The sequence below is a fragment of the Pseudomonas huaxiensis genome (assembly GCF_003231275.1).
Lineage (GTDB): Bacteria > Pseudomonadota > Gammaproteobacteria > Pseudomonadales > Pseudomonadaceae > Aquipseudomonas > Aquipseudomonas huaxiensis.
The window spans coordinates 119118-141882 of sequence record NZ_QKVL01000014.1; the positions used below are offsets into that span (position 1 = coordinate 119118).

Here is a 22765-nt window from a genome sequence, read left to right on the forward strand (position 1 = left end):
GAAGTGGGCCGTTTTGTGACAGTTGTGTGGGAGGTGTCTGGTTTGGCTATGGGATTTGACGGATGTATCGCAAATTGCCAATGACGCGCCGGGTTAATTGTTCCCACAAGTTTCAGGGGATCCTTGTGGGAACAATTATTGCTGTCGGCTCAGTCCTCGTCGCAGCTTGCCAGTATGTCCTCTAGCGACGCGCGTGTTTCCTCGTCGAGGCCGTCCATAAGGCGGTTCATGACCGCTTCGCTGAGCGGCGAGTCGCCGAAGCTCAGGGAGAAGGCGATGGCTTCCTTGACCTCTAGACTGCTGTCACCCGCCAGTGTCAGCAGGGTTTCCTCGTTGCTGGCCGGCGCATGGCTGCCGAACAGCTTTCTCGCCAAGGCGATCCGCACCTCCTCGCTGGCATCGTTGGCGAGGGTCTTCTGCGCCACGATCAGCAGGCGAGGGCCATAGCTGCTGCTCTTGTCGATCAGCGCCTTGCGCACCTTGATATCGGTGTCCCGGGCCAGCGCCAATTGCACATGAGGTAACAACTGGGCATTGCCCGCCAGCGCTACACGCACACTGCTTTCGCGGTCTTTCAGCAGGCGCAGTTGCACTTCTTCGCTCAGTGCCCGGCCCCAGCGACTGGTGGGTTGTCCGGCCAGGGCCTTGCGCACCGTGGTGGAGTCGTCCTCGGCGAGGTGGCTTTGCAGGGCGAGGCTCAAGTGTGGGTGTTGGGCCAGCAATGCACGAATCTCGAACGCGTCGTCCTGAGCGAGCAGACCCTGGGCCAGCAATTTCAAGGCGAAGCCCGAGTGGCCGTTGGCCCGCTTCAGCAGCTCGGTACGTACGTCTTCATCGTTGTCTGTGGCCAGTGTTTGCTGGGTCTGCTTGCTGAGGTGCGGGTTGGCCGCCAGGGCAACACGGATGTTGTACGAACTGTCGCCGCACAAGCGCTCCTCGATATCGGCGGGCAGCGGCTGGCTGCCGATCAGGGCCGAGCGCACGGTCGCAGTGGAGTCCTTGGCCAGCTTTTGCGCTACGTCCAGTGCCAGTTTCGGGTTGGCCGCGAGCTTCGCGCGGACGGAGTACTCGCTGTGTGTTGCCAGCTTCCCTTGCAGCGCTGAGTCCAGCGCCGGGTTGCCGGCAAGCACTTCCATCAGTGGTGTCGATTTGATCCAATTGGTGTGGAAATCGCTTTGCAAGTTCACTGGCAGTTTGGCATTACCCGCCAGGGCCAGGTCGACCTTCGAAGGCTCGGGGATCACATACCAGGCGGCGTGCAGGGCGGGCGCAGGTGTCGCCTGAGCAAGTTCGCGCATCACGTCTTCGCCGAGGCTGGTGTTGCCGGCCAGGGTTTGCCGCACTTCGTCGAACTCGCTTCTGACCAATTGCGCGTATTGCCCTTGCGTCAGGTTTGCATGCTGGGCCAGCTCGATCTGGACCGCCTTGACGTCCTTTAGCAGCAAGGCGAACACTGGTGCAGTCAGTTCCCGGTTGCCTGCCAGATCTGTGCGCACACCACTGTCAGGATCTTCCGCCAGGCGTGCCTGGACGGGGCCGGCCAGACTCAGGTTTCGCGCCAGAGCACGACGCACGTCGACCTCGCCGTCGACGGCAAGCTCCTGCTGGATGCGGTTTACGATGCGATAGTTGCGTGCGAGGTTTTCGCGCACCTGCGCGTTGTCGCCGAGCAGTTGCGCTTGCGTGTCGTCATTCAGTTCGCAGTACCAGGCAAATTGCTCGCGGACGCTCGACTCGGGATCTTTGGCGATGCGTTGCTGCTGTTCGGCGGACAGCCCCGGGCACCAGATCAGCATGGCTTCGCGAACTTCGGTGTGCGGGTCTTGCAGCAAGGTGTCGATGATCTGCGCATTGATGGCGTCGTTGCTGACCAGCTTCTCGCGTACCGAGGCATCCGGGTCACGGGACAGCAGCCCGAGAATCTCGACGCTGGCGTGATCGTTGCCGGCCAGCGCCGCACGCACTTCAGCGGATTCGCTTTGCACCAGGCCGCGTTGCAACAGTGCCGAGTTCAGGGTGCGGTTGCCGGCCAGTTCGACCTGCACCGATTCGCTGTCTTTGGCCAGGTATTGCAGGGTCGCGCTTGCCAAGGCGGGGTGGCGGGCCAGGGCCTTGCGCACTTCAATGTGAGCGTCCTGGGCCAGCAGCAATTGTGCGGGCCCGCCGATGGCCGGGTTGCTGGCCAGTTGCAAGCGCACGTCCATGCCGTCCTGGGCCAGTTGCAGTTGCACCGAGTCGGGCAGCGCAGCTTCACCGCCGCGCGACGCCAGTGCCAGGTGCACCTCGGCATCCTCATCCTGGGTCAGGTTCAGTTGCACCGTCTCGCTCAAGGACGGCAGCCGGGCGAGGGTTTCGCGGACGTCGGCGTGCGCGTCCCGCGACAACAGCGATTGCACTTCACTGGACAGCACCGGATTGCCCGCGAGGGCCACGCGTACGCTGTCTTCGCTGTCCTTGCTGAGCTGGCGCTGGGTATCGTTGCCGATATGGCGGTTCTGCGCCAGGGCGCGGCGAACCTCGGAGTCCTTGTCCTTCAGCATTTCCCGCAGTAGCGGTTCGTGGCTGCTCTTGGTCGCCAGCAGGCGCCGGTGTTCGGGTTTCAGCCCAAGACGGTGGAACTCGCTGGCCAGCAGGTCTTGCGGTGCCTGCGGGTGGACGCAGGCCAGGTGCAGCAGGTCGAGGTCGAAATCGGGATGTTTATCCTCGATGTTGATCCGCAGGGTCAGTACGCGCTCCGGGCAATTGGGGTTGCTGTACACCGCGATGCGGATGTCTTCGACCTGATCGCCCGCGAGTTTTTCCAGCAAGTCGTCCGGGCAGTCTTCACTTCTGGCGACTTCTTCGCGGCGCAGCGCATTGACGCTGTCAGCCATCTGGATCATCTGCGCCACGCTCAGGCCGTCGCAGGCCGAGGCCGGCTTGAGCTTGAGTTTTTCGAACAGCTCTTCGTACTTCGCCACCTGCTCACGCAGGGTTTCGCGCAACGGTACGGTCAATTCGATGGCGACTTCGACGTCCTCGAACTTCAGCGCGCGGCTGTCGAGGAAGGCAGCTTCCCGCGCCTCGTTAATGGCGTTCTGGATATCTGCGCCGGCGTAGTCGCGGCACTGGGTGATCAGCGTGCTGCGCTCCTCGGCTGAGAGTTCAAGCTCCTCGCCCTTGAGGTGGATATCGAGGATCGCCCCACGCTCGGCGGCGTTGGGGAAGCCGACATAGAACACTTCGTCGAAACGCCCCTTGCGCAGCAGTTCCGGGGGCAGGGCGGTGATGTTGTTGGCGGTGGCGATGACGAACACCGCGCCGGTCTTCTCCTGCATCCAGGTCAGGAAGTAGCCGAACAGCCGCGACGACACTTCCGATCCGCTGCCGCTGGTCATGCCGACGAAGGCTTTTTCCAGTTCATCGATCCAGAGAATGCACGGGCTGACCGACTCGGCCATGGTCAGGGCGCGGCGCATGTTGTGTTCGCTTTCGCCGACGTATTTGCCCAGCAGCGAGCCGATGTCCAGTCGCAGCAGCGGCAACTGGAACAGGCCGGCCGCAGCCTTGGCAGTCAGGGATTTGCCGCAGCCGGGCATGCCGGCGATCAGCACGCCCTTGGGTGCCTGCACCCGCGCGTCGTGAGCTTCGCCAAGGCGGCGGAAGATCTGCGCGCGGCGTCCCAGCCACAGCTTGAGGTTCTCCAGACCGCCGATATCCGTGGCGTTTTCGCTGACCCGGAGCATTTCCAGCACACCGCTCTTGGCGATGATCTGTTCCTTTTCGTGCTGGATCAGCGCCAGGGCGGCATCGTTGATCTGTTCGTGCTGCAAGCGGACCATCGCCAGCGCCGAGCGGATTTCTTCCTGGCTCAGGCCACTGCAGGCGGCATGCAAGCGCTGGCGGAGGTTTTCCGGCACCAGCAACTCCAGGTGCTGGCAGACGCTGTCGAGTTGGCTGCCGATTTCCTCGCCGCGGGGCAACGGCAGCGGCAGCAGGGTGATCTGCGCTTCGATCGGCGGCGGGATGTGCAGGGTTTCCGAGACCAGCACCACGGCGGCCTTACCGCGATGATGGCGCTGGATGCGGTTGAGCAACTGCTTCAGCCGCGCTACCGCCAGGGGCTGGTTTTCCAGGGCGCTGCGGGCGTCCTTGAGGATGAACAGCTTGCCGTCCAGGTCATCATCGAGCAGCGCCGGCAGGCTGTCGGCCAGCTCGGTCTTCGCGCCCTGGCTGCCACGCGGTTGCTTGTTGAAGAAATCCACCCAGCCGTAGCCGAGGTTCCATTCCTTGGGGTGCAGGTTCAGTTGCGCGGCGACGTCCTGGAGCATGGCGTCGACCCGCGCCTCTTCGCCGGAGTGGATGTACAGCCCCGGATAGCCGGCGACCAGGTGGGATTTGATCTTGTCCTTGAGTTCGAGCAGGTTCATCAGTGCTTACCAGCCGGAGAAGAGGGAAGAGGCGAAATTGCTGATCCCGCGCCCGATGGATTCCAGCGCCCGGCCAGCCCCTTCGACGACGCGCGCCACGGTCTTGAGCGCGGTCTTGGCCACGGCCTTGCCAGCGCTGTAGATCACCTCGCCGATCTGGCCACCGGCAATACCGCCGGCCACGCCACCGATAAAGCCGCCGACCATGGTGCCGACCGGTCCGAAGACGGTGCCGATCGCCGCGCCCACCGAGGCGCCTTTGGTGGCGGCGACGATGGCCATGGTCGTGGTCACGGTGGTGTTGCCGATGGCGTCGATTGCCTCTTCGCCGGTCAGTTCGCCTTTGCCCAGCTTGTAAAGGATCTTGGCGTTCTGCAGGCCGACGCAGGCGATGTTGGTGATCAGCCCCGCCGGCGTGGCGCGCAGGGCGGTGCCGAGCCAGCCGTTCTTCACCGCCACCACCACGGCGCCGGAGACCGCCACCTGAGCGGCGGTGTTGGTGCCGGCGCGCAGGGAACTGTCGAAGAACTCTTTGAGTTCGTCATTGGCGCTGGGGTTTTCCCGGCCGTTCAGCCAGTTCCAGGCGCGTCGGGCGAGGATCCGCGTGCCCTGCATGCCCACCGCAATGCAGGCGCCGACCACTGCCTGCTTGCCGATCTGCTTGGCGATGTCGATGCGGTTGGTGTCGTTCCAATCGTACTGGCGCGACTCTTCCTCGGCCTGGGCCTTTTCCTGCAGGGCCTTGGCTTCTTCCTTGGACAGCGGCTTGGACTTGACCCCGTCGACCTCGATCACTTCGGTGCTGTCGGGCACATCGGCGCTTTGGCCTTCGGGGACCAGGCGTTTCTGGTCGGCGTAATCACCACCGTTCAGTTGGGTATTGGTAGCCTTGGCGTCGGCGCCGTACTTGGACTGGTATTTTCCGACCACATTGCCGTTGCCGTCGACGATCTCGATGTCGACCGAGTTCAGTTCCTGGGAGCCGACCACCCGCGCGCGGTAGGGGCTGCCTTTGGCGGCGGCGTCGATATTGAAGGTGTCGACGTGATGCTGCTCGGCGATCAAGCCGTTGAGGTTGGGGTTCTGGTTGATCGGCCCGGCTTGGGTGGTGATGATCTTCCGGGCGTTTTCGCTGGCATCGGCCAGCGCTCGGTCGATGCCGCCGGCGTACTGGCCGACATTCACGGAGCCGGTGACGGCGGCGTTTTTCTCGATCTCGCCGGCCAGCCACGAAGCCTTGCTGCGGCCCGTGTCCAGGTGCGCTTGCAGCGACTCGCGGGACTGGTTGAACGCCGCGGTGGACTGGACCACCTCGCGGCTGGTCTGCAGCAGGTCTTGCTCGTCCTTCCACAGGTCCGGGTATTTGCGGAACTCATCACTCAGCCACAGCTCCAGCGGTTTCTCGCCACGCGCATTGCACGAAGCGACGAAGGAGGCGATCACTGCCGTGGTCTTGTTGGCGTTCTCGGTGTTTTCGAACAGCTCGCCTTCGATGCGCGTCGCCTGCTCCTCGGCGACCTGCTCGAAGTCGATGCTGTCGTCTTTGTCGTAGTCGTCGCCCAGGGGCTTTTCCATTTCGGTCATGGGGTGTCCTGCCTCAGTGCAAGTAGTCGGTCAGTTCGTCGCGCAGTTTTTGCTGCAGCCAGACGGGTTCGAGAATGCGTACGTGGGGAATCCAGTAGCGAATGATCGGCAGCAACTGGTTGGGGTGATTGACCTGGCAACGCAGTACCAGTTGGCCGTCGTCTTGCTGTTCGATCAGTTGCTGGTGCGGCAGCACGTTGCGCCGCAGGAAGTAATGGGCGTTGCTGGCGGCGACCCGCACGGTGACGTCGAGGCGGTCCTGGCCGAACCAGACGTCATCGTCGTTTTCGATCTGCGCCTGGATGTCGGCGTTGGGCACGAAGGTTTCATCCAGTACGCGCAGCTCGCCGAGGCGCCCGAGGGCGAAGCTTTTCAGGTGATCGTTTTCGGTGGCGGCGAGGTACCAGATGCCCTTGTTGTGGATCAGCCGGTAGGGCTCGACCCGCCGCAGCTTGCCGGTGTAGCTCAACTGGCAGCGCTGGCGCCGCTCGATGGCCTGGCCCAGCTGGCGGAACGCGTGGTGGTCGGGGCGGCTCGCGCCTGAATGGCCGTCGCGCACCAGGAAACTCGCCGGGCCCGGCTTGAGCAGGTCGAGCCAGGAGCGGCGGTCGCTGGCCGGAAACAACTGCTCGACGCCGCTGATGCGGGCGAAGGTCTGCAGGTCGGCGGGCGACAGGCTGCTGCGGTAATGGCTGGCGAGTTGATAGACGCCGTTGGCGCCGGGCTCGATGACATCGCCCAGGCGGTTGAGGTCGCGGTAGATGGTCCGCTCGCTGACGCCGAAGCGTTCGGCAAGTTGCAGGCGGGTAGGGCGCTCGCCCGATTGCATCAGACGGAGGATGTCCGCGAGGCGCAGGGCCAGGGTGTCGTGTTCGTGGGCCGCCATGACGGGTCCTGTGTCGGGTGGACGTTGGCGGCGACTCTAGCGTGGCGCACTGACAGGCTGTGTCAGTGGCACTGACAGCATTTCGAGCGCATCCCTGTCAGAAAAACGGCGACAATAACCCGGATGCTGGCGCGTGGCCACTTTGCCGGGCCGGCGCTGTTGCCAAAAGGCCGTGTCAGTCAGGCGTTGATGGCGCGTTGATATTTCCGTTTCGGGCATCTTTACTGCGCTGAAGGTGTTCCTGAAACCTTCACTCGAGCGGGCAAGGCTGCCAATGATCAATTCCTATAGAACGGACGTGGTGGGTTTCTGGCTGGTGTCATTGCTGGTTCCCGCAGTGGTTTTGCTGTGGGGCGACGCCCTGTACATCGGGCTCTGGTACTACTTCGCCGTTCCCGCCGTGGCCTGGCTGATGGTGACCGTGCTTGGTGTACGACCGGGTTTTCTGACCGGCGTGGCGATAGGCCTGGCCGTCGAGTTCGTGTTGTTCCTGCAAATCAACTGGACTGCCACGGGGCGGCCGGATGGCCTGATCGGCATCCTGCACCTGTTCTCGCTGCCGGGGGCGGCGGCAGGGCTGCTGATCGCCGCGCTGCTGGTGAAGCGCCGGGGACACACCTCCTCGATTGCCGCGCTGCTGTTTGGCGGGGCTGGCGTATTCCTTGGTTTTACCGCCTTTCAGCTCGTGTTCTTCGGGTTGGGAATCTTCGAGTAGCCCAGCGCCGCACGGCCTGCGGTTCATGGCTTGTTACGCTTTTTCCGACCTCGCTGCGACATCGGGTCGCATCCGCCGGGCGCTGTGCGGTGGCGGGGGTGTCAACGACCGTGACAAAATGCCGCCTCGCAAAAAACCATGAAATGAACGGCTTCGCTGTGAGGCTCGTACCTTCCCGAAAGGACGGTTACATGAATGATTTACTGACCCGGCGCAAGGTTATCGCCGGGCTCAGCCTGCTGGGGCTCGGTGCCCTGACTGGCTGCGACACATCGCCAAAGCTCGACTTCAAGTACGGCAAGGACCTCAGCAACAAGATCCTCGGCCGCTCCTTCAAACTCAAGGACGTCCACGGCGACACCTACGCACTGTCGAGTTTCTACGGCTCGATGCCGATGGTGTTCTTCGGCTTCACCCAGTGCCCGGCCGTTTGCCCGACCACCCTCGCGCGTGCGGTGCAGATCAAGAAGCTGATGGGCCGCGATGGCGATTTCCTCAAAGTGGTGTTCATCACCCTCGACCCCGAGCGCGACACCCCGCAGGTGCTGGATGACTATGTGAAGGCGTTCGATCCGACCTTCACCGCGCTGTCCGGTACACCGGAACAGATCGCTGCCACCGCCAAGGAATTCGGCGTGTTCTACGAGAAGGTGCCGTTGGGCGACACCTACACCGTGTCCCATTCTTCCACCAGTTTCGTCTTCGATTCTCGTGGCCGGTTGTACCTTGGCCTGTCCCATTCGCTGAACGCCAAGGAATGCGCCGAAGACCTGCTGACCCTCATGGAGATCTGCTGATGCATTCCCTGTTCAAACCTGCCCTGGCAGTGCTGGCCCTGTGCGCCGCTGCGTTGCCGGCGCTGGCGCAAACCCGCGTCGACAACGCCTGGGCCCGCGCCACCGTGGCCAACCAGCAATCCTCCGGCGCCTTCATGACCCTCACCGCCGACACCGACAGCAAACTGGTCGAGGTGCGTTCGACGGTGGCGAAGACCGTGCAGATCCACCAGATGAAGATGACCGGCGACGTGATGACAATGGGCCCGGTGGACTCTTTGGCGCTGCCAGCCGGCAAGGCCGTGGTGCTCGATGCCAGCGGTTATCACGTGATGCTGATGGGCCTGAACCAGCAGTTGAAGGAAGGCGAGCAAGTGCCGCTGACCCTGGTGATCGAGGATGCCAAGGGCACCTCGCAATCCATCGAGGTGCAGGCGCCCGTCCGCGCCCTCAACGATGCCGGCGGCCACGCCATGCATCACGATCACGGCAACATGTGATCCTCGCGGGGCAGCGTCGCTGCCCCGTGTTTTTCCTTTGTGATGAATCCCTTGGCGCGCCAAACAAGCGCCTGCGGTCATTTACTGCCACTTGTCCGGCAGTGCTCAAATAAACCGAATCCCTCCCGCCAGCCGTACTCCCAATTCATGTACGGCATCAGCCGTGCACCCTTCGCTTTCCAATGAGGTGAAAGATCATGGCTAACAACGAAAAAAGCACTGGTCAGACAGGTAGCAAGCAGGGTGGCAACCCGGGCAACTTCGCCAATGACCGGGAAAAAGCGTCAGAAGCCGGACGCAAAGGCGGCCAGCATTCGGGTGGCATGAATCAGGACAAGCAAAAAACCACCGACACCAGCCGCAAGGGTGGTCGCTCCTGATTGCGGGGTCTTTCCGTAATCACAGCTTCCGTAATCGCAGCAATACCTGGCGGGGCATGAACAGTGCCCCGTCTGACTGGCGCATCGCGGCCTGGGCCCGATGCGCCGCTTTGTTTTTGCAGCGCTGTGGAGGGCACTGTCCATGAAAAGTGCATCGGTGTTTCTGCTGTCTGGCCTGTTGCTGCTGGGCGGCTGCTTCGACAACTCCAACCACCCCGGCAAGGACTCCGACCCGAGCAAGCCGTCGCTGCAGATGCAGCAGCCGGCGGAGAACCCGGCGTCGCAATTGGCGCCGAGCAAGGACAGTGACAACTGACTGCACGGATGGTGTTTGGCAGAACAGCAACTTACCTTTCAGGTGCGATCCTGGTGGTCCCGTATGGGTGCCAGGAGGATCGTGCCTGTCGCAACTCTTTCCTGAGTGGCTTCTTGACATTGGTCAGGTGGACTCCTTAGCTCAGAGAGTCGTTGTACATCCCGGATAGCGGCTGGAAACCAAGAGCGACATGTTCAAAATTCGCGCAGTACAGCGTTGTCTGGGATGCTGTCCGTAAGTGTGTCCAGTGTTGCCATGAACGATATAAAGCGTGACGAGACGGAAGTTTGTCAGACGGGTGAAGTTCTAACGCGCCATGGAGGCAGTGGTGATTCAATTTCATCGAACCGATATTGTTTCGTTTTGCCTCATATCGTTGATCGTGCCATTACTGGTGTTGCTGTACGGCGATGCAATGTATGCAGGGCTTTATTACTACTTTGTCATTCCCGCCGTTGCCTTGCCGATTGCGATTTGGTTTTCGCCGCGCAAAGGGTTTCTCATCGGCTTGGGTATAGCGCTGGCGATCGAGTTCCTGTTGGTTCTGCAAATCAACTGGCGCTCTCAGTGGCAGGACGGGATGGTCGGTGTCCTGCATATGGTCTCGTTGCCCGGCGCGTTCCTTGCCGTTGTATTCGCGGGTCGTTGGTTTGAGCGAAAGCCCCCGGCGTCGTCGTTTGGAGTTGCCCTCACTGGCTGTGTCTTTGTGTTGGTGGGCTGTACGCTCATGCAGACAGTTTTTTACCTGTTTTTTTTCGTGCTTGAAAAAGTACTTATTGCGCTATCGAGATGATCGTTGATTGGCGTATTTCACGGGCGGCGCACTGTGCAGATCGCGGCCGTCCGCCCATCCCGGCTAAACCTTTTCCGCTTCCCGCGAGTCACTACCTGTAAGAGCCCGATTCACGGGTGCCCGGGAGGTGGCCGATGACCTTTATCTGCCTGTTGCGTGGTTGCCAGTGGCGTTCGATGTCGAGCAGTGACGTCGAGCAAATGGATTGCCAGTGCTGTGAGCGCTGCGGTGCCGTGCGCTATCGCCAGCTCGGGATTCCCCACCCATAGGAGCGCGTTATGGCACGAGCAATCTGGAAAGGCGCGATCAGTTTCGGCCTGGTGCATATCCCCGTGGCGCTTGCGTCGGCGACGCGCAGCCAGCGGGTCGATTTCGACTGGCTGGACCAGCGCAGCATGGACCCCGTGGGCTACAAGCGGATCAACAAGGTCACCGGCAAGGAGGTCAGCAAGGAAGACATCGTCAAGGCCGTTGAATACGAGAAAGGCCGCTATGTGGTGATCAGCGAAGACGAGATCTGCAAGGCCCGGCCCGAGGCGACCCAGACCATCGATATCTTCTCGTTCGTGGCCGCGCAGGAAATCCCTTTGCAGCAGTTCGACACGCCGTATTACCTGGCCCCGGACAAGCGCGGCGGCAAGGTCTATGCGTTGCTGCGCGACACCCTGGAAAGCACCGGCAAGGTGGCGCTCGCCACTTTGGTGCTGCACACCCAGCAGCATCTGGCGATGTTGCGGCCGCTGGAGGACGCGCTGGTGCTGATCACCTTGCGTTGGCCGGATGAGGTGCGCGGTATCGACAGTCTGGAGCTGGACAGCAGTGTGACCACGGCCAAGGTCAACAAAAGCGAGTTGCAGATGGCCAAGCGTCTGGTGGAAGACATGAGCGGTAGCTGGACGCCGGATGAATACCAGAATGTGTTTCGCCAGACCATCATGGATCTGGTGGAGGAGAAGGCCAGCAAGGGCAAAATTTCGGTGGTGGAACAGGGCGAGGAAAGTGCTGGCGGCAAGGGCGCCGACATCATCGATCTGACCGAGCTGTTGAAGCGCAGCCTGGGCGGGAAGAGTGGCAAGGTGGCGGAGCCGAAGAAGAAGGCGCCGGCGAGGAAGAGGACGGGGCGCAAGGCTTCGTGAGAGGCGTTATTGCTGCATGGGGATTTGAACCTCTTGCAGCCAATCGCAAACCGTCGGCCACTTGCAATTCTGTAGGAGCGGCCGTTAGCCGCGATGGGCCGCACAGCGGCCCCAAAACCATCCCGCACCAGTTAGCGGTGTGCATCCGGCATTTGTTTCGACCTTGAGCAGGCTTGAATGTTAGACCCAGACCCGCCAGAAACAAGGTGCTGGATTGTTCTGGGGCCGCTTTGCGGCCCATCGCGGCTAACGGCCGCTCCTACAGGGTTTCGCGTCAAGCCACGGTGTTGCGTCACCCTCCCAACGATTTCAGATAATCCCCAAACCCACCCCGCGCCCGGCTGTCCAGCCGGCTGCTGGTGCTGACGCTGTTGCGTGCGGTCCAGACAATATGGGCGCCGCTGGCCATCAGGGCGTTGACCAGTTCCACATCCTCGTTCAACGCCAACGGCGGGAAGCCACCCACGCGCTGGTAGGCGCGGGCGCAGATGCCGAGGTTGGCGCCGTGGATATGCCGGTGATCTTCCCGCGCCTGATAGCGGCTCAGGTACAGCGCCTGGAACGCCGCATTCTGTTCCGGCTGCCACTGCTCGACGTGAACCGTGCCGCACACCGCGTCCGCGGCGCAGTCCAGTTGGCAGAGCAGCCAGTCCGGCGGCACGCAACTGTCGGCGTCGGTGCAGGCCAGCCAGTGCGCGCCGCGTTCCAGCATCAGCGCCGCCCCGGCCCGGCGCGCCTGGCCGACATTGCGCACGTTCACGTCCAGGGTACCCACGCCATGCGCCGCGGCGATGCGGGCGCTGTCGTCGTCGCAGCGGTCGAGCACCACGAGGATTTCCACCCGGTGCCCGGCCCCTTCGGCGGCGCGAGCCGCCAGTTGCACGGCGCCCAGGCAGCGGGGCAGGGCGTCGGCTTCGTTATGCGCGGGGATGATCACGGCAATCATGGGCAGGTCTCATCAAGGTCGATCACGCTCGGCTGGCAGCTCCAGTACTCCAGCAAAAAATCCGCTTCTTCATGACGCATTACGCGGTACAGCGGCAGCCGCTGTTCCAGCAGCGCGTGAACCTCACGGCCCTGTTGCGGGCAGCCGTCGATCGGGTGCAGCCAGTGGCAGGCGAGCAGGCCGCCATCCTCGGTCAGGCTGGCGACCGACTGTTCGATCACCTGCAGCCACTGGCCGGGATCGAGGTAGTAGCCAATTTCGCTGAGGACGATCAGGTCGAAGCAGCCGCCCGGCCAGTCACCGGGCAGCCGGCCGTTTTCGACCCGCACATGGGGCAGCGAGACCAGGCGTTCCCGCGCCAGTGCCACGGCCGTGGGGTCGAGGTCGTGACACAGCAGTTCGGCGCAACGCTCGGCGAGGGCGGCGCTGAGTTCGCCGTTGGCGCAGGCCGGTTCGAAGATCCGCTCGTGAAACTGCCGCGGCAGGCTGGCGATGATCAACTCGCGCTTGCGCCGCTCGTACCAGCGGGTGCGGAAGGCCCACGGGTCGTCGCTGGCGGCGAACAGTCCGGCAAAATACTGCGCATCGACACTCATCGGAACACCAGTTCGAAAGGTTGCATCAGGCATTCGAGGGTCGCCGCCGGCAGCACCGGCGGACGGCCTTCATCGGTTTCCATCTGGCTGACGTGGGCGGCGATGGCGTGTTGCTTGCGCTGCAACGCATCGCGATCCAGGCGCAGTTTGCAGGCACGTTCCCACGGCAGGCGGCTGTCCTCGGGCTCGGCCCAGTACCAGGCCCACACCGGTACTTCCAGCAACTGAATGCCCTTGGCCTGGGCCGCCTGGGCACAGGCGCGGCCCACCGCTTCGTGGTCGCAATGACCGTCGCCGCGCCAGGTGCAGAGCAATTGGTCACCGGGCTGGAGAAGCTGGCCGAGGTGATTGACCAGATAGGCTTCGTCCCGCGCCACGGCGCTGTCCTTCAGACTCAGGCGTTGCCAAGCCAGAGCCTGCACGTCGAGGCCGAGGCGTTGCAACGCATGGCGGCTTTCCTGCGGTCGCTGGCGACGCAGGCGGTGTTCGGTCCAGTGTGTGGAGCCGGGGTGGCTGCCCTCGCCATCGGTGACCGAAATCAGCAGCAGGTCCTGCTCGCGACCGCGCAGGCTGGCGAGCAGGCCGCCGCAGGCGAGGATCTCGTCGTCCGGGTGCGGCGCCACCACCACCAGCCGGCGGCCGGGCGGGCAGAGCTGGTCGGGCTCGATCCAGGTCGCCCGGGCGAGGTGCGCCGAATGCTGCCAGTCGGCGGGCAGGGTGGCGGGGCCTTCGAACAGTTCGCGGCTCATAGCTGCCACGCTCCGGCAGGAAACTGCGCCAGTTGCCGGCCCAATGCCGCGAGGTCGCGCTCGGCGTGGCTCTGGCGCAGGAACACCGGCAGGTCGGCGCTGAGCCGGGCAAAGTGGCTATTGTGGCAATAGGGCGTTGCGCCGAGGGCGCGGCCGACATGCTCGATTACCTGATTGACCGCCTGTTCCACCTGCGCCCGTGCGCGGCGCACCGGCAGTTCGGCGTTGCTGTCGGGATGCTCGTCGATCCACGCGGCGCAGTCGCGCAAGGTGGCGCGGGCGCCGCAGAGGGCGGCGTCCACCGCGCCGAGATGGGCTTCGGCGTGCGGGTCCGGGCGGGGCTTGCGGCAGTGTTCGCGCAGGTAGTCGGCCAGGGCTTCGGCGGCGCCGAACCAACACGCCGCAATGCCGCCACCGCCCTGCCAGAACCCGGGCCGTGACAGGTACTGCCCCGGCGAGCCGATGGCCACGGCCGGGGAACGGTCGAACTCCAGCAGTACGCTGGTGGTGGTGGCCATGCCCACGGCCTGCCAGCCTTCGGCGATGATTCGCTGGCTCGGGTGCGACAGCTCGATGGCGACCAGTTGCGGCTGCTCGTCGGCATCCCAGGCGGTGACCAGGGCGTTGTCGATCTGCAGCGCGCCGGAGCACCAGGCCTTGCGGCCTTCGAGGATCACCCGCTCGCCGTCTCGTTCGATGATGCGCGTGCGGGCGTCTGGCGGCTCGGCAGCCCACACGCCCCAGATCCCGGGTCCGACCCAGTGGCTGGCGCCGCACTCGGCGAGGATCGCCAGGGCGTCGGTATGGCCTTCATAAAGCTTGGCCAGGGCCAGGTCGCAGCCGGCGACCCGGGCCAGGGTTTGCCAGCGTTGCAGGGTATGGCCCTGGCCGGGCAAGGGCAGCAGGTCGAGATGATCCCGTTGCAGCGATTGCATCACCACCGGTAACTGGGTATCGAGGTGCAGCGCCTGCGGTCGCTCGGTGAAACTGCGCAGCAGGGTGTCCAGGCTGCCCAGATCGAAATCCTGAATGATGCTCATGGCGTTGACTCCTTGGCCCTTACGGTGGTGGGCGTGTCGTTTTTGCGCAGGCCGCGCAGGTTCATCGCGAACAGGCACACCTGCAGCACGATCAGCGCCCAGGCCTGGGTGTGCCAGCCCCACAGGGCCCAAAGCAGGTTGCTGGCGATAAAGCAGATGAAACCGATGCGGCGCCGACCCGGATGCAGCGAAGCAATCCACCAGGCTGCCAGCACCGTGGCCAGCATTGCCGGCCATTGCAGCCAATCGATCCAGTCCATTATTTGCCGCCCATTCGCTTGCGCATGCTGGCGCTGATGGATTGGCGGATGCCGGCGTAGTCCTGCCACGGGTCGTTGCCCTCGGCCAGGCGTTGCTCGATGTTGGCCAGGGTCCACTGGTTCGCGCCCTTGATCTCGCCCAGTTCCTCGCGCCAGATCGGCACCGAGACCGGCATGCCTTCCCGCGCCCGCAACGACCAGGCGCAGGCGGTGGTGGCGCCTTTGCCGTTGCGCAGGTAGTCGATGAAGATCCGTCCGACCCGGTTCTTCGGCCCCGACACCGCCGACAGGCGCTCGGGAAACAGCCCGGCCAGGTGCTTGACGAGGGCGTGGCTGAAGTCCTTCACCTCGTCCCACCCGGCGCGCCGCACCAGCGGCACGACCACATGGATGCCCTTGCCGCCGCTGGTCTTGAGAAAGGCGCGCAGCCCCAGTTCGTCCAGCAGGGTCAAGGTCAGGGTGGTGGCTTCGACCATGGCCTTCCACGGCAGCGCCGGGTCCGGGTCGAGGTCGAGGATGAAGCGGTCGGGCCGTTCGAACTGGGTAGCGGTGGCGTTCCAGGTGTGCAGCTCAAGCATGTTCATTTGCACGGCGGTGAGCAGGGTGTCCTGGCGATTGATGACCATCGCTGCCTGGCCGGCTTGTTCTTTGTCGTAGCTTTTGACCCCTGGCAGATCGAGGTGGGCGACGTGCTTCTGGAAGAACAGCTCGCCGCTCAGGCCGTCCGGCGCCCGCACCAGCGCGACCGGGCGGTCTTTGAGGTGCGGGAGGATGAGTTCCGAGACCTGCGCGTAATACTCGGCGACCTTGAGTTTGGTGGTGCCGCTGCTGGCATCGATGATGCGTTCGGGGTGGGTCAGGTGCAGGCTGGCGCTTTTTTTCGCGGGCTGGGACTTGGCAGGCATGGCGCGCTCCAGGTTGATGGCGCGGGCTGGCTTGTCGTCGCGCAGGCCATGGAACACGGCATGGCGGACGATGCCGTCGCGGGTCATCTGGGCAAAGCTGACTTCCGCCAGCAGCGCCGGTTTCAGCCAGTGCACTCCGCGCACGTCGGCGCCGGTGGGTGGTTTCGCCAGCGGCGGGTGGTCGGTCTGCAATGGACTCAGGCGTTGCAGCAGGCTGTTCAGGGTGGCGGTACTGAAGCCGGTGCCGACCTTGCCGGCGTAGCGCAATTCACCGTCATCGTGCAGGCCGAGCAACAACGCGCCGAGGGCGCTGCGGCTGCCTTTCGGGTCGGTGTAGCCGAGCACCACGAACTCCTGGCGTTTCTTGCACTTGAGCTTGATCCAGTCGCTGCTGCGGCGCTCGACGTAGAGGCTGTCCAGGCGCTTGCCGATCAGGCCTTCGAGGTTCAACTGGCAGGCACTTTCCAGCAGCGAATCCACCGGCTCGGCGAAGGCGGCCGAGTAGCGCAGGGCGTCGGGTGCCTTGGCCAGCAGTTTCTCCAGCGCCGTGCGGCGCTCCTGCAATGGGGACCGGCGCAGGTCGCGGCCGTCGAGAAACGGCAGGTCGAACAGGTAGTAGGTGATGGGCTCATCGCGCTCGGTATCGAAGGCGTTTTGCAGGGCCTGGAAGTCTGCCACACCGTTTTCGTCGGCGACGACCATCTCGCCGTCGAGCCACGCCGAACGGATTTTGAGCTTCTTCAACGCGGCGACCTGATGGGGCATTTTCGCCGTCCAGTCATGGCCGTTGCGGGTGAACAGCCGCACCTCGCCAGCGTCGATGCGGGCCAGTATGCGGTAGCCGTCGAACTTGATTTCGTAGAGCCAATCGCCGTCCGGCGCCGCGTCCACCAAGGTCGCCAGTTGCGGCTTGATCTGCTCGGGGAGGGTGCTTTGCGCGGCGGCTTTTTTTGCCGGGCGGGCGGCCATTTTGGGTGGTGCGGCTTTCGCCGTCGCGGGCAGGCTGCGGTCGCTGATCACGCTGTCCGGCTCGGCTTCGAGAATGTCGTAGTCGCTGGCGTCACGTGCCCGCTTGTCGGCGGATTTCACCAGCAGCCACTGTTCCTTCTTGCCCCCCAGATGGGTACGAAACAGCGCCCAGCGACCGCCGAGTTTTTCGCCCTGCAACTCGAAATGCAGACGGCCGCGGGCATAGTCCTGACGGGGGTCGCCTTCGGGCAGCCAGACGCCGCGGTCCCAGACGATCACGTCGCCGGCGCCGTAATGGCCCTCGGGGATGTGGCCTTCGAAACCGGCGTAGTCCAGCGGGTGGTCTTCGACGTGCACGGCGAGACGTTTCACGCTTGGGTCAAGCGACGGACCCTTGGGAATTGCCCAGCTTTTCAGGGTGCCATCCAGCTCCAGGCGGAAGTCGTAGTGCAGGTGGCTGGCGTCGTGTTTCTGGATGCAGAACTGCAACGCCCGCGCCGGTTTGCCGCGGGCCTGCTTGCCGGCCGGCTCGGGGCTGGCGGCGAAGTCGCGCTTGCGCTGGTACTCCTGCAAGGGCTTGGGCTTGGCCATGGCGGGCTCCGATCGATGGCGAGAGGAATCTGCGTGCTTTCAAGTGGGAGCGGGCGCTGGCGACAGGAGTTCAATCCGCCTGCTGCCGACCGGATGGCGGAAAGTCTGAATCATTGGCGGGGTGGGGGAGTCGACTCCATGAGAGCCCACCTGACACCGAGGCAGTCATGATCGAGAAGAGCGATAAACCCGCAGAAGCCACGCCACATCAGGCCCAGGAAATCGACGATATCCAGGACCGCATGGGTGAAATGCGCGAACTGGACTTCAGCGACCGCAACGACGAGCGCCAGGGCCGTGCCGGCGATGCCCGTCCGGGCCGCGAGGTGGACGAGGAGTTTCCCCGTGAACGCGTCGAGCGTAGCGGCATGAGCGGCGGCGAGACCCTTACCGAAAGCCAGCACGAGGACAACGTCAACTACGACGACCTCAGCCCCGACACCCTGTATGACCAGACCGGCGCCCGCGATGCGTTCGAGCGCGGTGGCGATGGTCCTGCGGACCAGGAATTGCGTCGCGTCGATGGCGCGGAGATTGGTGGCGGTCTGGGCCTTGATGAGGCCGAACTGGCCCGCTCGGCGCCGCTCGATGGCAAGCCCTGGACCGACCGCGTTTCGCCTGCCGAAGGCGATGACGAAGAACAATGAGCGAGGAGGAAATGACCATGTCCGATCATCACTGCGCCTGTCCTGGTTGCACCTGCGAAGTAGGCGCCAATGCTGTGGTTCGCGATGGCCAGTCCTATTGTTGCGAGGCCTGTGCTGGAGGCCATTCCCATGATGAACCGTGCCGCATGGGCGATTGCCATTGTGGCGACGAGGCGCCGGAACAGCCCAAGGAATCCAGTGTGGATAACGCGCTGGAAGAAACGTTTCCGGCCAGCGATCCAATTTCGCCTTGAGGTGGGTAGCAGGGTTGCGGCGTTCTTGCGATCGAGCGCCGCTTGCGCGGCGCATCGCGGCTAACGGCCGCTCCTACAGGGGACGTGTCCACCCACCCATGGGCGCCCTCCGCTTCGGCTTCTGTAGGAGCGAGCTTGCTCGCGATCAAGCCACTCAAATCTCCCAACGCTCGCCCGGCACCGTCTCCAGCCCACCCGCTAGCTTCAGCCGCTCCAGCAAATCACGGGCATCAAAGGGCGCGCGGACTTTGAGGTCGTTGTCGAAGTAGCAATAGACGTCCTTGGCGCCTTTCACCGCGTCCTTGCGCGCCCCGGCCAGTTGGGCATCAGCGGGCTGCTGGCCGCGGCTCCAGGTGCTGATTCGCTGGGCCCAGCGTTGCAGCGCGGGCTCGGTGTAGCCGCTGGCGTACAGCTCGGCATCGCCATGCAGGCGCAGATAGAGGAAATCGGCGGTCAAGTCTTCCAGGTACGGCCACTTGCCGGCGGTGTCGGCCACCACCAGGGCAACGTCGTGCTTGCGCAGCAGCTCGATGAACTCGGCGTTGCGAAAGCTCTCGTTGCGGATCTCCACGGCATGGCGCAGCGGACCGTTGCCGTGGCTGTCGAAGGCGCCGTCCTTGTTCATGCGCGCGCTGCACTGGCGCGCGCATTGCGTGGCGGCGTGGCGGTCCTGGGGCAGGCGTTCGAGAAAGTCGCCGAAGCGCTGGGGATCGAACGTCATGCTCGGCGGAAACTGCCAGAGGATCGGCCCGAGCTTGTCGCCGAGTTGCAGCGGGCCGGAGGCGAAGAAATTGGCCAGCGGTTCGGCGATCTCTTTCAGTCGCCGCACATGGGTGATGTAGCGCGGCGCCTTGACCGCGAACACGAAGCCGTCCGGCGTGTCGTCGCGCCATTCGGCGTAGCGCTGCGGGGTTTGCAAGGCGTAGAACGAGCCATTGATCTCGATGCTGCTGACTGCCCGCGACGCGAATGCCAGCTCCTTGGCCTGGATCAGGCCCTCGGGGTAGAACTGCTTGCGCCAAGGGGCGTAGCGCCAGCCGGAAATGCCAATGCGGATCTCGCTCACCGGAGTGTCCTTTGCGATGACTCTTATTGGCGTGCGACTGGAGTCTGGGGCGGTGGGTTCAGGGCGATGGACGAGTGGCGCCGATAGATGTAATTGACTGAACTTTGCCCTCGCCAGCCTCTCCACCGAATGTCGAACTGTGTTGTGAGGAGCACCTGCATGAAGTTCTCGCGTTTCGCGCAGAAGCTGGCCAACTGGACGGGCCGGCCAATGACGTTTGGTATCGCCTTCGGGCTGGTATTGGTCTGGGGGCTCAGTGGGCCTTTGTTTCATTTCAGTGATACCTGGCAACTGGTGATCAATACCTCCACCACCATCGTCACCTTCCTGATGGTGTTCCTGATCCAGAACACGCAAAACCGCGACACCGATGAGTTGCACATCAAGATCGACGAACTGCTGCGCACTACCAAGCGCGCGCACAATGCGTTGCTCGGGCTCGACGATCTGGACGAGAAGCAGCTGCACGAACTGCGCCAGCGCTACCAGCATCTAGGCGAGCTAGCCGAGCACAAGGCACCCGGCAAAAAGGGCGTGAAGGCCGACGACGCCTGACCGACGGAAGACGCCGAGGCGCCGCCTGGCCCTCGGCAACCGACCTGAAACGAGGTGAGCATGACCACTCATATCATTCACTTCACCGGACCGATCAACTCCTCCACCTGCGGCAACCTGATCACGACCTGCTCGCGGGCGCTGCAACAGGGCGCCGAACGCCTGCAATTGAACATCGCGACCATGGGCGGGGAGTGCAGCTACGGTTTCAGCCTGTACAACTTCCTGCGCTCGCTGCCGATCCGGGTCGACACCCACAACCTCGGCACGGTCGAGTCCATGGGCAATATCCTGTTCCTGGCCGGCGAGCACCGCACCGCCTGCGCCCTGAGCAAGTTCCTGTTCCATCCCTTTCACTGGAACCTGCACGGCTCGGTGGACCACGCGCGCATGGCGGAATACGCGATGAGCCTGGATTACGACCTGCTGCTCTATGCGCAGATCGTCGCCGAACGCACCGAGGGCGCGGAGCAGGTGCTGGATATTCCGCGCTATCTGATGTCGCATCCGCGCATCGTCACCCCCGACGAAGCCATCCTGTGCGGGTTGATCCAGGCGATCGACGATTCTCCGATGGGGGCGGATGTCATCCAGTGGAGCGTCCACGCCTGAGATTGCCGCGTGCTGGTGCACCGATCCGATCACGACCCAGCCACAACCCGGGCCGCCAGTCTCGTTTCGCGGCGTAGAGCGACTTTTGTAATAACGTTATGATGTTTCCGAATATTACAAATAAGCCGGGGGGAACATGCCGCTCAAGGATCTGTTGTTGGCGCTGGTGGTGATCGTCGCCTGGGGCTTGAATTTCGTGGTGATCAAGGTCGGGCTGGACGGCTTGCCGCCGATGCTGCTGGGCGGCCTGCGCTTTGTGCTGGTGGCGATCCCGGCGGTGTTTTTCATTCGTCGACCACAGTTGCCGTGGCGCTGGTTGCTGGCATACGGGCTGACCATTTCGTTCGGTCAATTCGCTTTTCTGTTCGAAGCCATGGGCAACGGCATGCCGCCGGGGCTGGCGTCGTTGGTGCTGCAGTCGCAAGCATTTTTCACCATGATTTTCGCCGCGTTTTTTCTTGGCGAGCGGCTGCGTGCGGCCAGCGTGCTGGGGCTTTTGGTGGCGGCGGGGGGCCTTGCGTTGATCGGCAGCGAGAACGGCGGCCATGTGCCGTTGCTGGCGCTGATCCTCACCCTCGGCGGCGGTGCCTGCTGGGCGATGGGCAATATCATCACCCGGCGCTTCGGCAATATCGATCTGATGGCGTTGGTGATCTGGGGCGCGCTGGTGCCTCCGCTGCCGTTCTTCGCCATGTCGTGGTACCTCGAAGGCCCGGCGCTGATCGAGACGTCGCTGCGCAATATCGGCATGAACTCGATCCTGTCGCTGGTGTACCTGGCGCTGATCGCGACAATGCTTGGCTACGGCTTGTGGAGTCGGCTGCTGTCGCGTTACCCGGCCGGCAAAGTGGCACCTTTTTCGCTTCTGGTTCCGGTGGTGGGGCTGAGTTCGTCGGCACTGCTGCTGGATGAGCGGTTGAGCGCGATCCAGTGCTGGGGCGGTTTGCTGGTGATGGTCGGGTTGCTGATCAACGTGTTCGGGCCGCGCCTTAAAGCGAGGTTCCTGCCGGCGCGAGCCTGAGATTCAGCGAGGGGCGCGGGCGGAATGATTGCACTGCGCCATTTGTCGGTCTTTTTGCTTTGTGACTGAGCAGTCCGTAAATGTCCGGCTAGTCTCTGAAACATCCAGGTCGATATTTTCAGGTCTCTCGCTGCGGGATCGGTATCGACCGAATTCAGAGGGGAGCCGGTAAATGAAGGATCAATTTCTCGAAGACCTCGGTGACGAATTTCCCGTCAATAGCGTGGTGCGTTGCGGCCAGGCGGCGTTCCGCCTCGGTTTCGCCAACATGACCCTGGACGATGCCCAGGCCACCTGGAAATCCCGTACGCCTTCGCGCATCGAAAGCCGCAGGTTCCTGCCCGCAGCATTGCCAAAACGCTGAAGCCCTCGCCCTTCGGGGCCTGTTCGGCCTGTGCGCTACGTCGTTGTTCTTGGTAAGGCATTGCCCGAAAGCGCGGACTGGTACGCGAAATGTGCCAATTCATGCCGCTTTGCTTGATCTTGCTCATTGCGCCGCCCGGCGGTGCTGGAGGGGGAGGGTAATGTGTGCCTTACTAGCGCGGTAAATCCAGTGGAGGACTGTAATGCGCATCAGGGAAGAGAAGTATTGGGAATGGGCGGATGCCCGGTTGCACAGCCGCAGTCATGACGAGGTGTTCAGCGATGGCACCAGTATCGATGTCCAGGTGAGGCTGTCGCGCACCGGGGCAACACAGCTTTTTCTCGGCGTTTATGCCCGTCAGGGCAAGGCCATGCTGGAAGAGTATTACCCGTCCCGCCCCGGCGAGAGCATGAGTCGCTCGCTGGTTTGGGGTGTCGATCGGGCCCGGGCGATGGTCGCCGGGCTGCAACCTGAAGAGCCGATGGCGCTGCTGCGCCAGGCGTGAATTAACTGTTTAAGAAAGCCGGCAGGGTTGTCCTTGTCGGCTTTTTTTATGGAGTTTCACTGAATGGCGGGGGGCATGATCTTGGGGCTTGGGCTTGGGCTTGGGCTTGGGCTTGGGTGCTGTGGGCTTATCCATTGGATGTGGCGAGGCTACCGGCCCCTTCCGCCTCTACGGCGGGTCTCTACAGTCT

Annotated in this window: 25 protein-coding genes; 15 read left to right on the forward strand and 10 right to left on the reverse strand. The window is 63.4% G+C overall.

From position 1 onward, the window contains the following. Positions 1–149: 149 nt before the first annotated feature. The 3 genes from DM374_RS16970 to DM374_RS16980 are packed head-to-tail and all read right to left on the reverse strand — an operon-like array spanning position 150 to position 6879. Positions 150–4409 (reverse strand): AAA family ATPase, encoded by a 4260-nt coding sequence (locus DM374_RS16970; RefSeq protein ID WP_225422521.1) that lies wholly within the window; start codon positions 4407–4409, stop codon positions 150–152. A 6-nt stretch (positions 4410–4415) separates the two neighbouring features. Further along, entirely contained in the window at positions 4416–5993 is a 1578-nt protein-coding gene (locus DM374_RS16975) for a hypothetical protein (RefSeq protein ID WP_110970901.1), read from the reverse strand. 13 nt (positions 5994–6006) lie between these two features. Next, positions 6007–6879: a helix-turn-helix transcriptional regulator gene (locus DM374_RS16980; RefSeq protein ID WP_110970902.1), complete on the reverse strand. Its 873-nt coding sequence runs from the start codon at positions 6877–6879 to the stop codon at positions 6007–6009. Positions 6880–7114: 235 nt separating this feature from the next. Between DM374_RS16980 and DM374_RS16985 the strand changes: the two genes are divergently transcribed. The 8 genes from DM374_RS16985 (at position 7115) to ku (ending at position 11495) form a co-directional block, all read left to right on the forward strand. After that, positions 7115–7594 carry a hypothetical protein gene (locus DM374_RS16985; RefSeq protein WP_157969716.1) on the forward strand — a complete coding sequence of 160 codons (480 nt, stop codon included), beginning with the start codon at positions 7115–7117 and terminating at the stop codon, positions 7592–7594. 191 nt (positions 7595–7785) lie between these two features. Continuing rightward, entirely contained in the window at positions 7786–8391 is a 606-nt protein-coding gene (locus DM374_RS16990; RefSeq protein ID WP_110970904.1) for an SCO family protein, read from the forward strand. Continuing rightward, entirely contained in the window at positions 8391–8870 is a 480-nt protein-coding gene (locus DM374_RS16995; RefSeq protein WP_110970905.1) for a copper chaperone PCu(A)C, read from the forward strand. The genes DM374_RS16990 and DM374_RS16995 overlap by 1 nt, the downstream gene beginning before the upstream one ends. 197 nt (positions 8871–9067) lie before the next feature. Next, positions 9068–9250, forward strand: coding sequence for a con-10 family general stress protein (locus tag DM374_RS17000; RefSeq protein ID WP_095159252.1), 183 nt, complete (start codon positions 9068–9070; stop codon positions 9248–9250). A 142-nt stretch (positions 9251–9392) separates the two neighbouring features. Further along, positions 9393–9566, forward strand: coding sequence for a hypothetical protein (locus DM374_RS33495; RefSeq protein WP_175651696.1), 174 nt, complete (start codon positions 9393–9395; stop codon positions 9564–9566). A gap of 328 nt (positions 9567–9894) precedes the next feature. Next, positions 9895–10359 (forward strand): hypothetical protein, encoded by a 465-nt coding sequence (locus DM374_RS17005; protein ID WP_157969717.1) that lies wholly within the window; start codon positions 9895–9897, stop codon positions 10357–10359. Between the two features lie 134 nt (positions 10360–10493). Then, complete coding sequence (locus DM374_RS34095; RefSeq protein WP_263854287.1) at positions 10494–10628, forward strand: PSPA7_2676 family Cys-rich small protein; 135 nt, start codon at positions 10494–10496, stop codon at positions 10626–10628. 9 nt (positions 10629–10637) lie between these two features. After that, on the forward strand, positions 10638–11495 hold the full coding sequence (ku, locus tag DM374_RS17010; RefSeq protein WP_110970907.1) for a non-homologous end joining protein Ku: 858 nt from the start codon (positions 10638–10640) through the stop codon (positions 11493–11495). 292 nt (positions 11496–11787) lie between these two features. Here ku and DM374_RS17015 read toward each other — a convergent pair whose 3' ends face one another. The 6 genes from DM374_RS17015 to ligD are packed head-to-tail and all read right to left on the reverse strand — an operon-like array spanning position 11788 to position 17551. Continuing rightward, positions 11788–12441 (reverse strand): glycosyltransferase, encoded by a 654-nt coding sequence (locus DM374_RS17015; RefSeq protein WP_110970908.1) that lies wholly within the window; start codon positions 12439–12441, stop codon positions 11788–11790. Next, positions 12438–13037: a class I SAM-dependent methyltransferase gene (locus DM374_RS17020; RefSeq protein ID WP_110970909.1), complete on the reverse strand. Its 600-nt coding sequence runs from the start codon at positions 13035–13037 to the stop codon at positions 12438–12440. Before DM374_RS17020 ends, DM374_RS17015 begins: the two co-directional genes overlap by 4 nt. Beyond that, positions 13034–13786, reverse strand: coding sequence for a PIG-L deacetylase family protein (locus DM374_RS17025; protein WP_110970910.1), 753 nt, complete (start codon positions 13784–13786; stop codon positions 13034–13036). Before DM374_RS17025 ends, DM374_RS17020 begins: the two co-directional genes overlap by 4 nt. Beyond that, on the reverse strand, positions 13783–14826 hold the full coding sequence (locus tag DM374_RS17030) for an acyl-CoA dehydrogenase family protein (protein WP_110970911.1): 1044 nt from the start codon (positions 14824–14826) through the stop codon (positions 13783–13785). The genes DM374_RS17025 and DM374_RS17030 overlap by 4 nt, the downstream gene beginning before the upstream one ends. Further along, complete coding sequence (locus tag DM374_RS17035; RefSeq protein ID WP_110970912.1) at positions 14823–15086, reverse strand: hypothetical protein; 264 nt, start codon at positions 15084–15086, stop codon at positions 14823–14825. The genes DM374_RS17030 and DM374_RS17035 overlap by 4 nt, the downstream gene beginning before the upstream one ends. Further along, a complete protein-coding gene (ligD, locus tag DM374_RS17040; RefSeq protein WP_110970913.1) occupies positions 15086–17551 on the reverse strand; it encodes a DNA ligase D in 2466 nt (821 codons plus the stop codon). Before ligD ends, DM374_RS17035 begins: the two co-directional genes overlap by 1 nt. A 167-nt stretch (positions 17552–17718) precedes the next feature. On the opposite strand from ligD, the gene DM374_RS17045 reads away from it, so the two are divergent. Together DM374_RS17045 and DM374_RS17050 are read left to right on the forward strand one after the other, a co-directional pair. After that, entirely contained in the window at positions 17719–18198 is a 480-nt protein-coding gene (locus tag DM374_RS17045; RefSeq protein ID WP_110970914.1) for a phosphotransferase system, HPr-related protein, read from the forward strand. A 17-nt stretch (positions 18199–18215) separates the two neighbouring features. Then, positions 18216–18452 (forward strand): metallothionein, encoded by a 237-nt coding sequence (locus DM374_RS17050; protein ID WP_110970931.1) that lies wholly within the window; start codon positions 18216–18218, stop codon positions 18450–18452. Between the two features lie 154 nt (positions 18453–18606). Here the strand turns inward: DM374_RS17050 and DM374_RS17055 are convergent, their stop codons facing one another. Continuing rightward, positions 18607–19518 (reverse strand): DUF72 domain-containing protein, encoded by a 912-nt coding sequence (locus DM374_RS17055; RefSeq protein WP_225422522.1) that lies wholly within the window; start codon positions 19516–19518, stop codon positions 18607–18609. 159 nt (positions 19519–19677) lie between these two features. On the opposite strand from DM374_RS17055, the gene DM374_RS17060 reads away from it, so the two are divergent. From DM374_RS17060 to DM374_RS17080, 5 genes are all read left to right on the forward strand, one after another. After that, positions 19678–20073, forward strand: a complete 396-nt coding sequence (locus DM374_RS17060; protein WP_110970916.1) for a low affinity iron permease family protein — start codon at positions 19678–19680, stop codon at positions 20071–20073. Between the two features lie 60 nt (positions 20074–20133). Continuing rightward, the gene (locus DM374_RS17065; RefSeq protein ID WP_110970917.1) at positions 20134–20685 is read left to right on the forward strand and encodes an ATP-dependent Clp protease proteolytic subunit; all 552 of its coding nucleotides are present in this window, start codon (positions 20134–20136) and stop codon (positions 20683–20685) included. Positions 20686–20821: 136 nt separating this feature from the next. Next, positions 20822–21706, forward strand: coding sequence for an EamA family transporter (locus DM374_RS17070; protein WP_110970918.1), 885 nt, complete (start codon positions 20822–20824; stop codon positions 21704–21706). Positions 21707–21878: 172 nt separating this feature from the next. Then, on the forward strand, positions 21879–22070 hold the full coding sequence (locus DM374_RS17075) for a hypothetical protein (RefSeq protein WP_110970919.1): 192 nt from the start codon (positions 21879–21881) through the stop codon (positions 22068–22070). A 202-nt stretch (positions 22071–22272) separates the two neighbouring features. Beyond that, on the forward strand, positions 22273–22575 hold the full coding sequence (locus DM374_RS17080) for a hypothetical protein (protein WP_110970920.1): 303 nt from the start codon (positions 22273–22275) through the stop codon (positions 22573–22575). Positions 22576–22765 lie beyond the last annotated feature (190 nt).

Excerpts from the sequence above, each read along its gene's own strand:
- DM374_RS16970 (WP_225422521.1), bottom strand. The coding sequence starts at position 4,409 with ATGAACCTGCTCGAACTCAAGGACAAGATCAAATCCCACCTGGTCGCC.
- DM374_RS16975 (WP_110970901.1), bottom strand. The coding sequence starts at position 5,993 with ATGACCGAAATGGAAAAGCCCCTGGGCGACGACTACGACAAAGACGAC.
- DM374_RS16980 (WP_110970902.1), bottom strand. The coding sequence starts at position 6,879 with ATGGCGGCCCACGAACACGACACCCTGGCCCTGCGCCTCGCGGACATC.
- DM374_RS16990 (WP_110970904.1), top strand. The coding sequence starts at position 7,786 with ATGAATGATTTACTGACCCGGCGCAAGGTTATCGCCGGGCTCAGCCTG.
- DM374_RS16995 (WP_110970905.1), top strand. The coding sequence starts at position 8,391 with ATGCATTCCCTGTTCAAACCTGCCCTGGCAGTGCTGGCCCTGTGCGCC.
- DM374_RS17000 (WP_095159252.1), top strand. The coding sequence starts at position 9,068 with ATGGCTAACAACGAAAAAAGCACTGGTCAGACAGGTAGCAAGCAGGGT.
- DM374_RS33495 (WP_175651696.1), top strand. The coding sequence starts at position 9,393 with ATGAAAAGTGCATCGGTGTTTCTGCTGTCTGGCCTGTTGCTGCTGGGC.
- DM374_RS34095 (WP_263854287.1), top strand. The coding sequence starts at position 10,494 with ATGACCTTTATCTGCCTGTTGCGTGGTTGCCAGTGGCGTTCGATGTCG.
- ku (WP_110970907.1), top strand. The coding sequence starts at position 10,638 with ATGGCACGAGCAATCTGGAAAGGCGCGATCAGTTTCGGCCTGGTGCAT.
- DM374_RS17015 (WP_110970908.1), bottom strand. The coding sequence starts at position 12,441 with ATGATTGCCGTGATCATCCCCGCGCATAACGAAGCCGACGCCCTGCCC.
- DM374_RS17020 (WP_110970909.1), bottom strand. The coding sequence starts at position 13,037 with ATGAGTGTCGATGCGCAGTATTTTGCCGGACTGTTCGCCGCCAGCGAC.
- DM374_RS17025 (WP_110970910.1), bottom strand. The coding sequence starts at position 13,786 with ATGAGCCGCGAACTGTTCGAAGGCCCCGCCACCCTGCCCGCCGACTGG.
- DM374_RS17030 (WP_110970911.1), bottom strand. The coding sequence starts at position 14,826 with ATGAGCATCATTCAGGATTTCGATCTGGGCAGCCTGGACACCCTGCTG.
- DM374_RS17035 (WP_110970912.1), bottom strand. The coding sequence starts at position 15,086 with ATGGACTGGATCGATTGGCTGCAATGGCCGGCAATGCTGGCCACGGTG.
- ligD (WP_110970913.1), bottom strand. The coding sequence starts at position 17,551 with ATGGCCAAGCCCAAGCCCTTGCAGGAGTACCAGCGCAAGCGCGACTTC.
- DM374_RS17045 (WP_110970914.1), top strand. The coding sequence starts at position 17,719 with ATGATCGAGAAGAGCGATAAACCCGCAGAAGCCACGCCACATCAGGCC.
- DM374_RS17050 (WP_110970931.1), top strand. The coding sequence starts at position 18,216 with ATGTCCGATCATCACTGCGCCTGTCCTGGTTGCACCTGCGAAGTAGGC.
- DM374_RS17060 (WP_110970916.1), top strand. The coding sequence starts at position 19,678 with ATGAAGTTCTCGCGTTTCGCGCAGAAGCTGGCCAACTGGACGGGCCGG.
- DM374_RS17065 (WP_110970917.1), top strand. The coding sequence starts at position 20,134 with ATGACCACTCATATCATTCACTTCACCGGACCGATCAACTCCTCCACC.
- DM374_RS17070 (WP_110970918.1), top strand. The coding sequence starts at position 20,822 with ATGCCGCTCAAGGATCTGTTGTTGGCGCTGGTGGTGATCGTCGCCTGG.
- DM374_RS17075 (WP_110970919.1), top strand. The coding sequence starts at position 21,879 with ATGAAGGATCAATTTCTCGAAGACCTCGGTGACGAATTTCCCGTCAAT.
- DM374_RS17080 (WP_110970920.1), top strand. The coding sequence starts at position 22,273 with ATGCGCATCAGGGAAGAGAAGTATTGGGAATGGGCGGATGCCCGGTTG.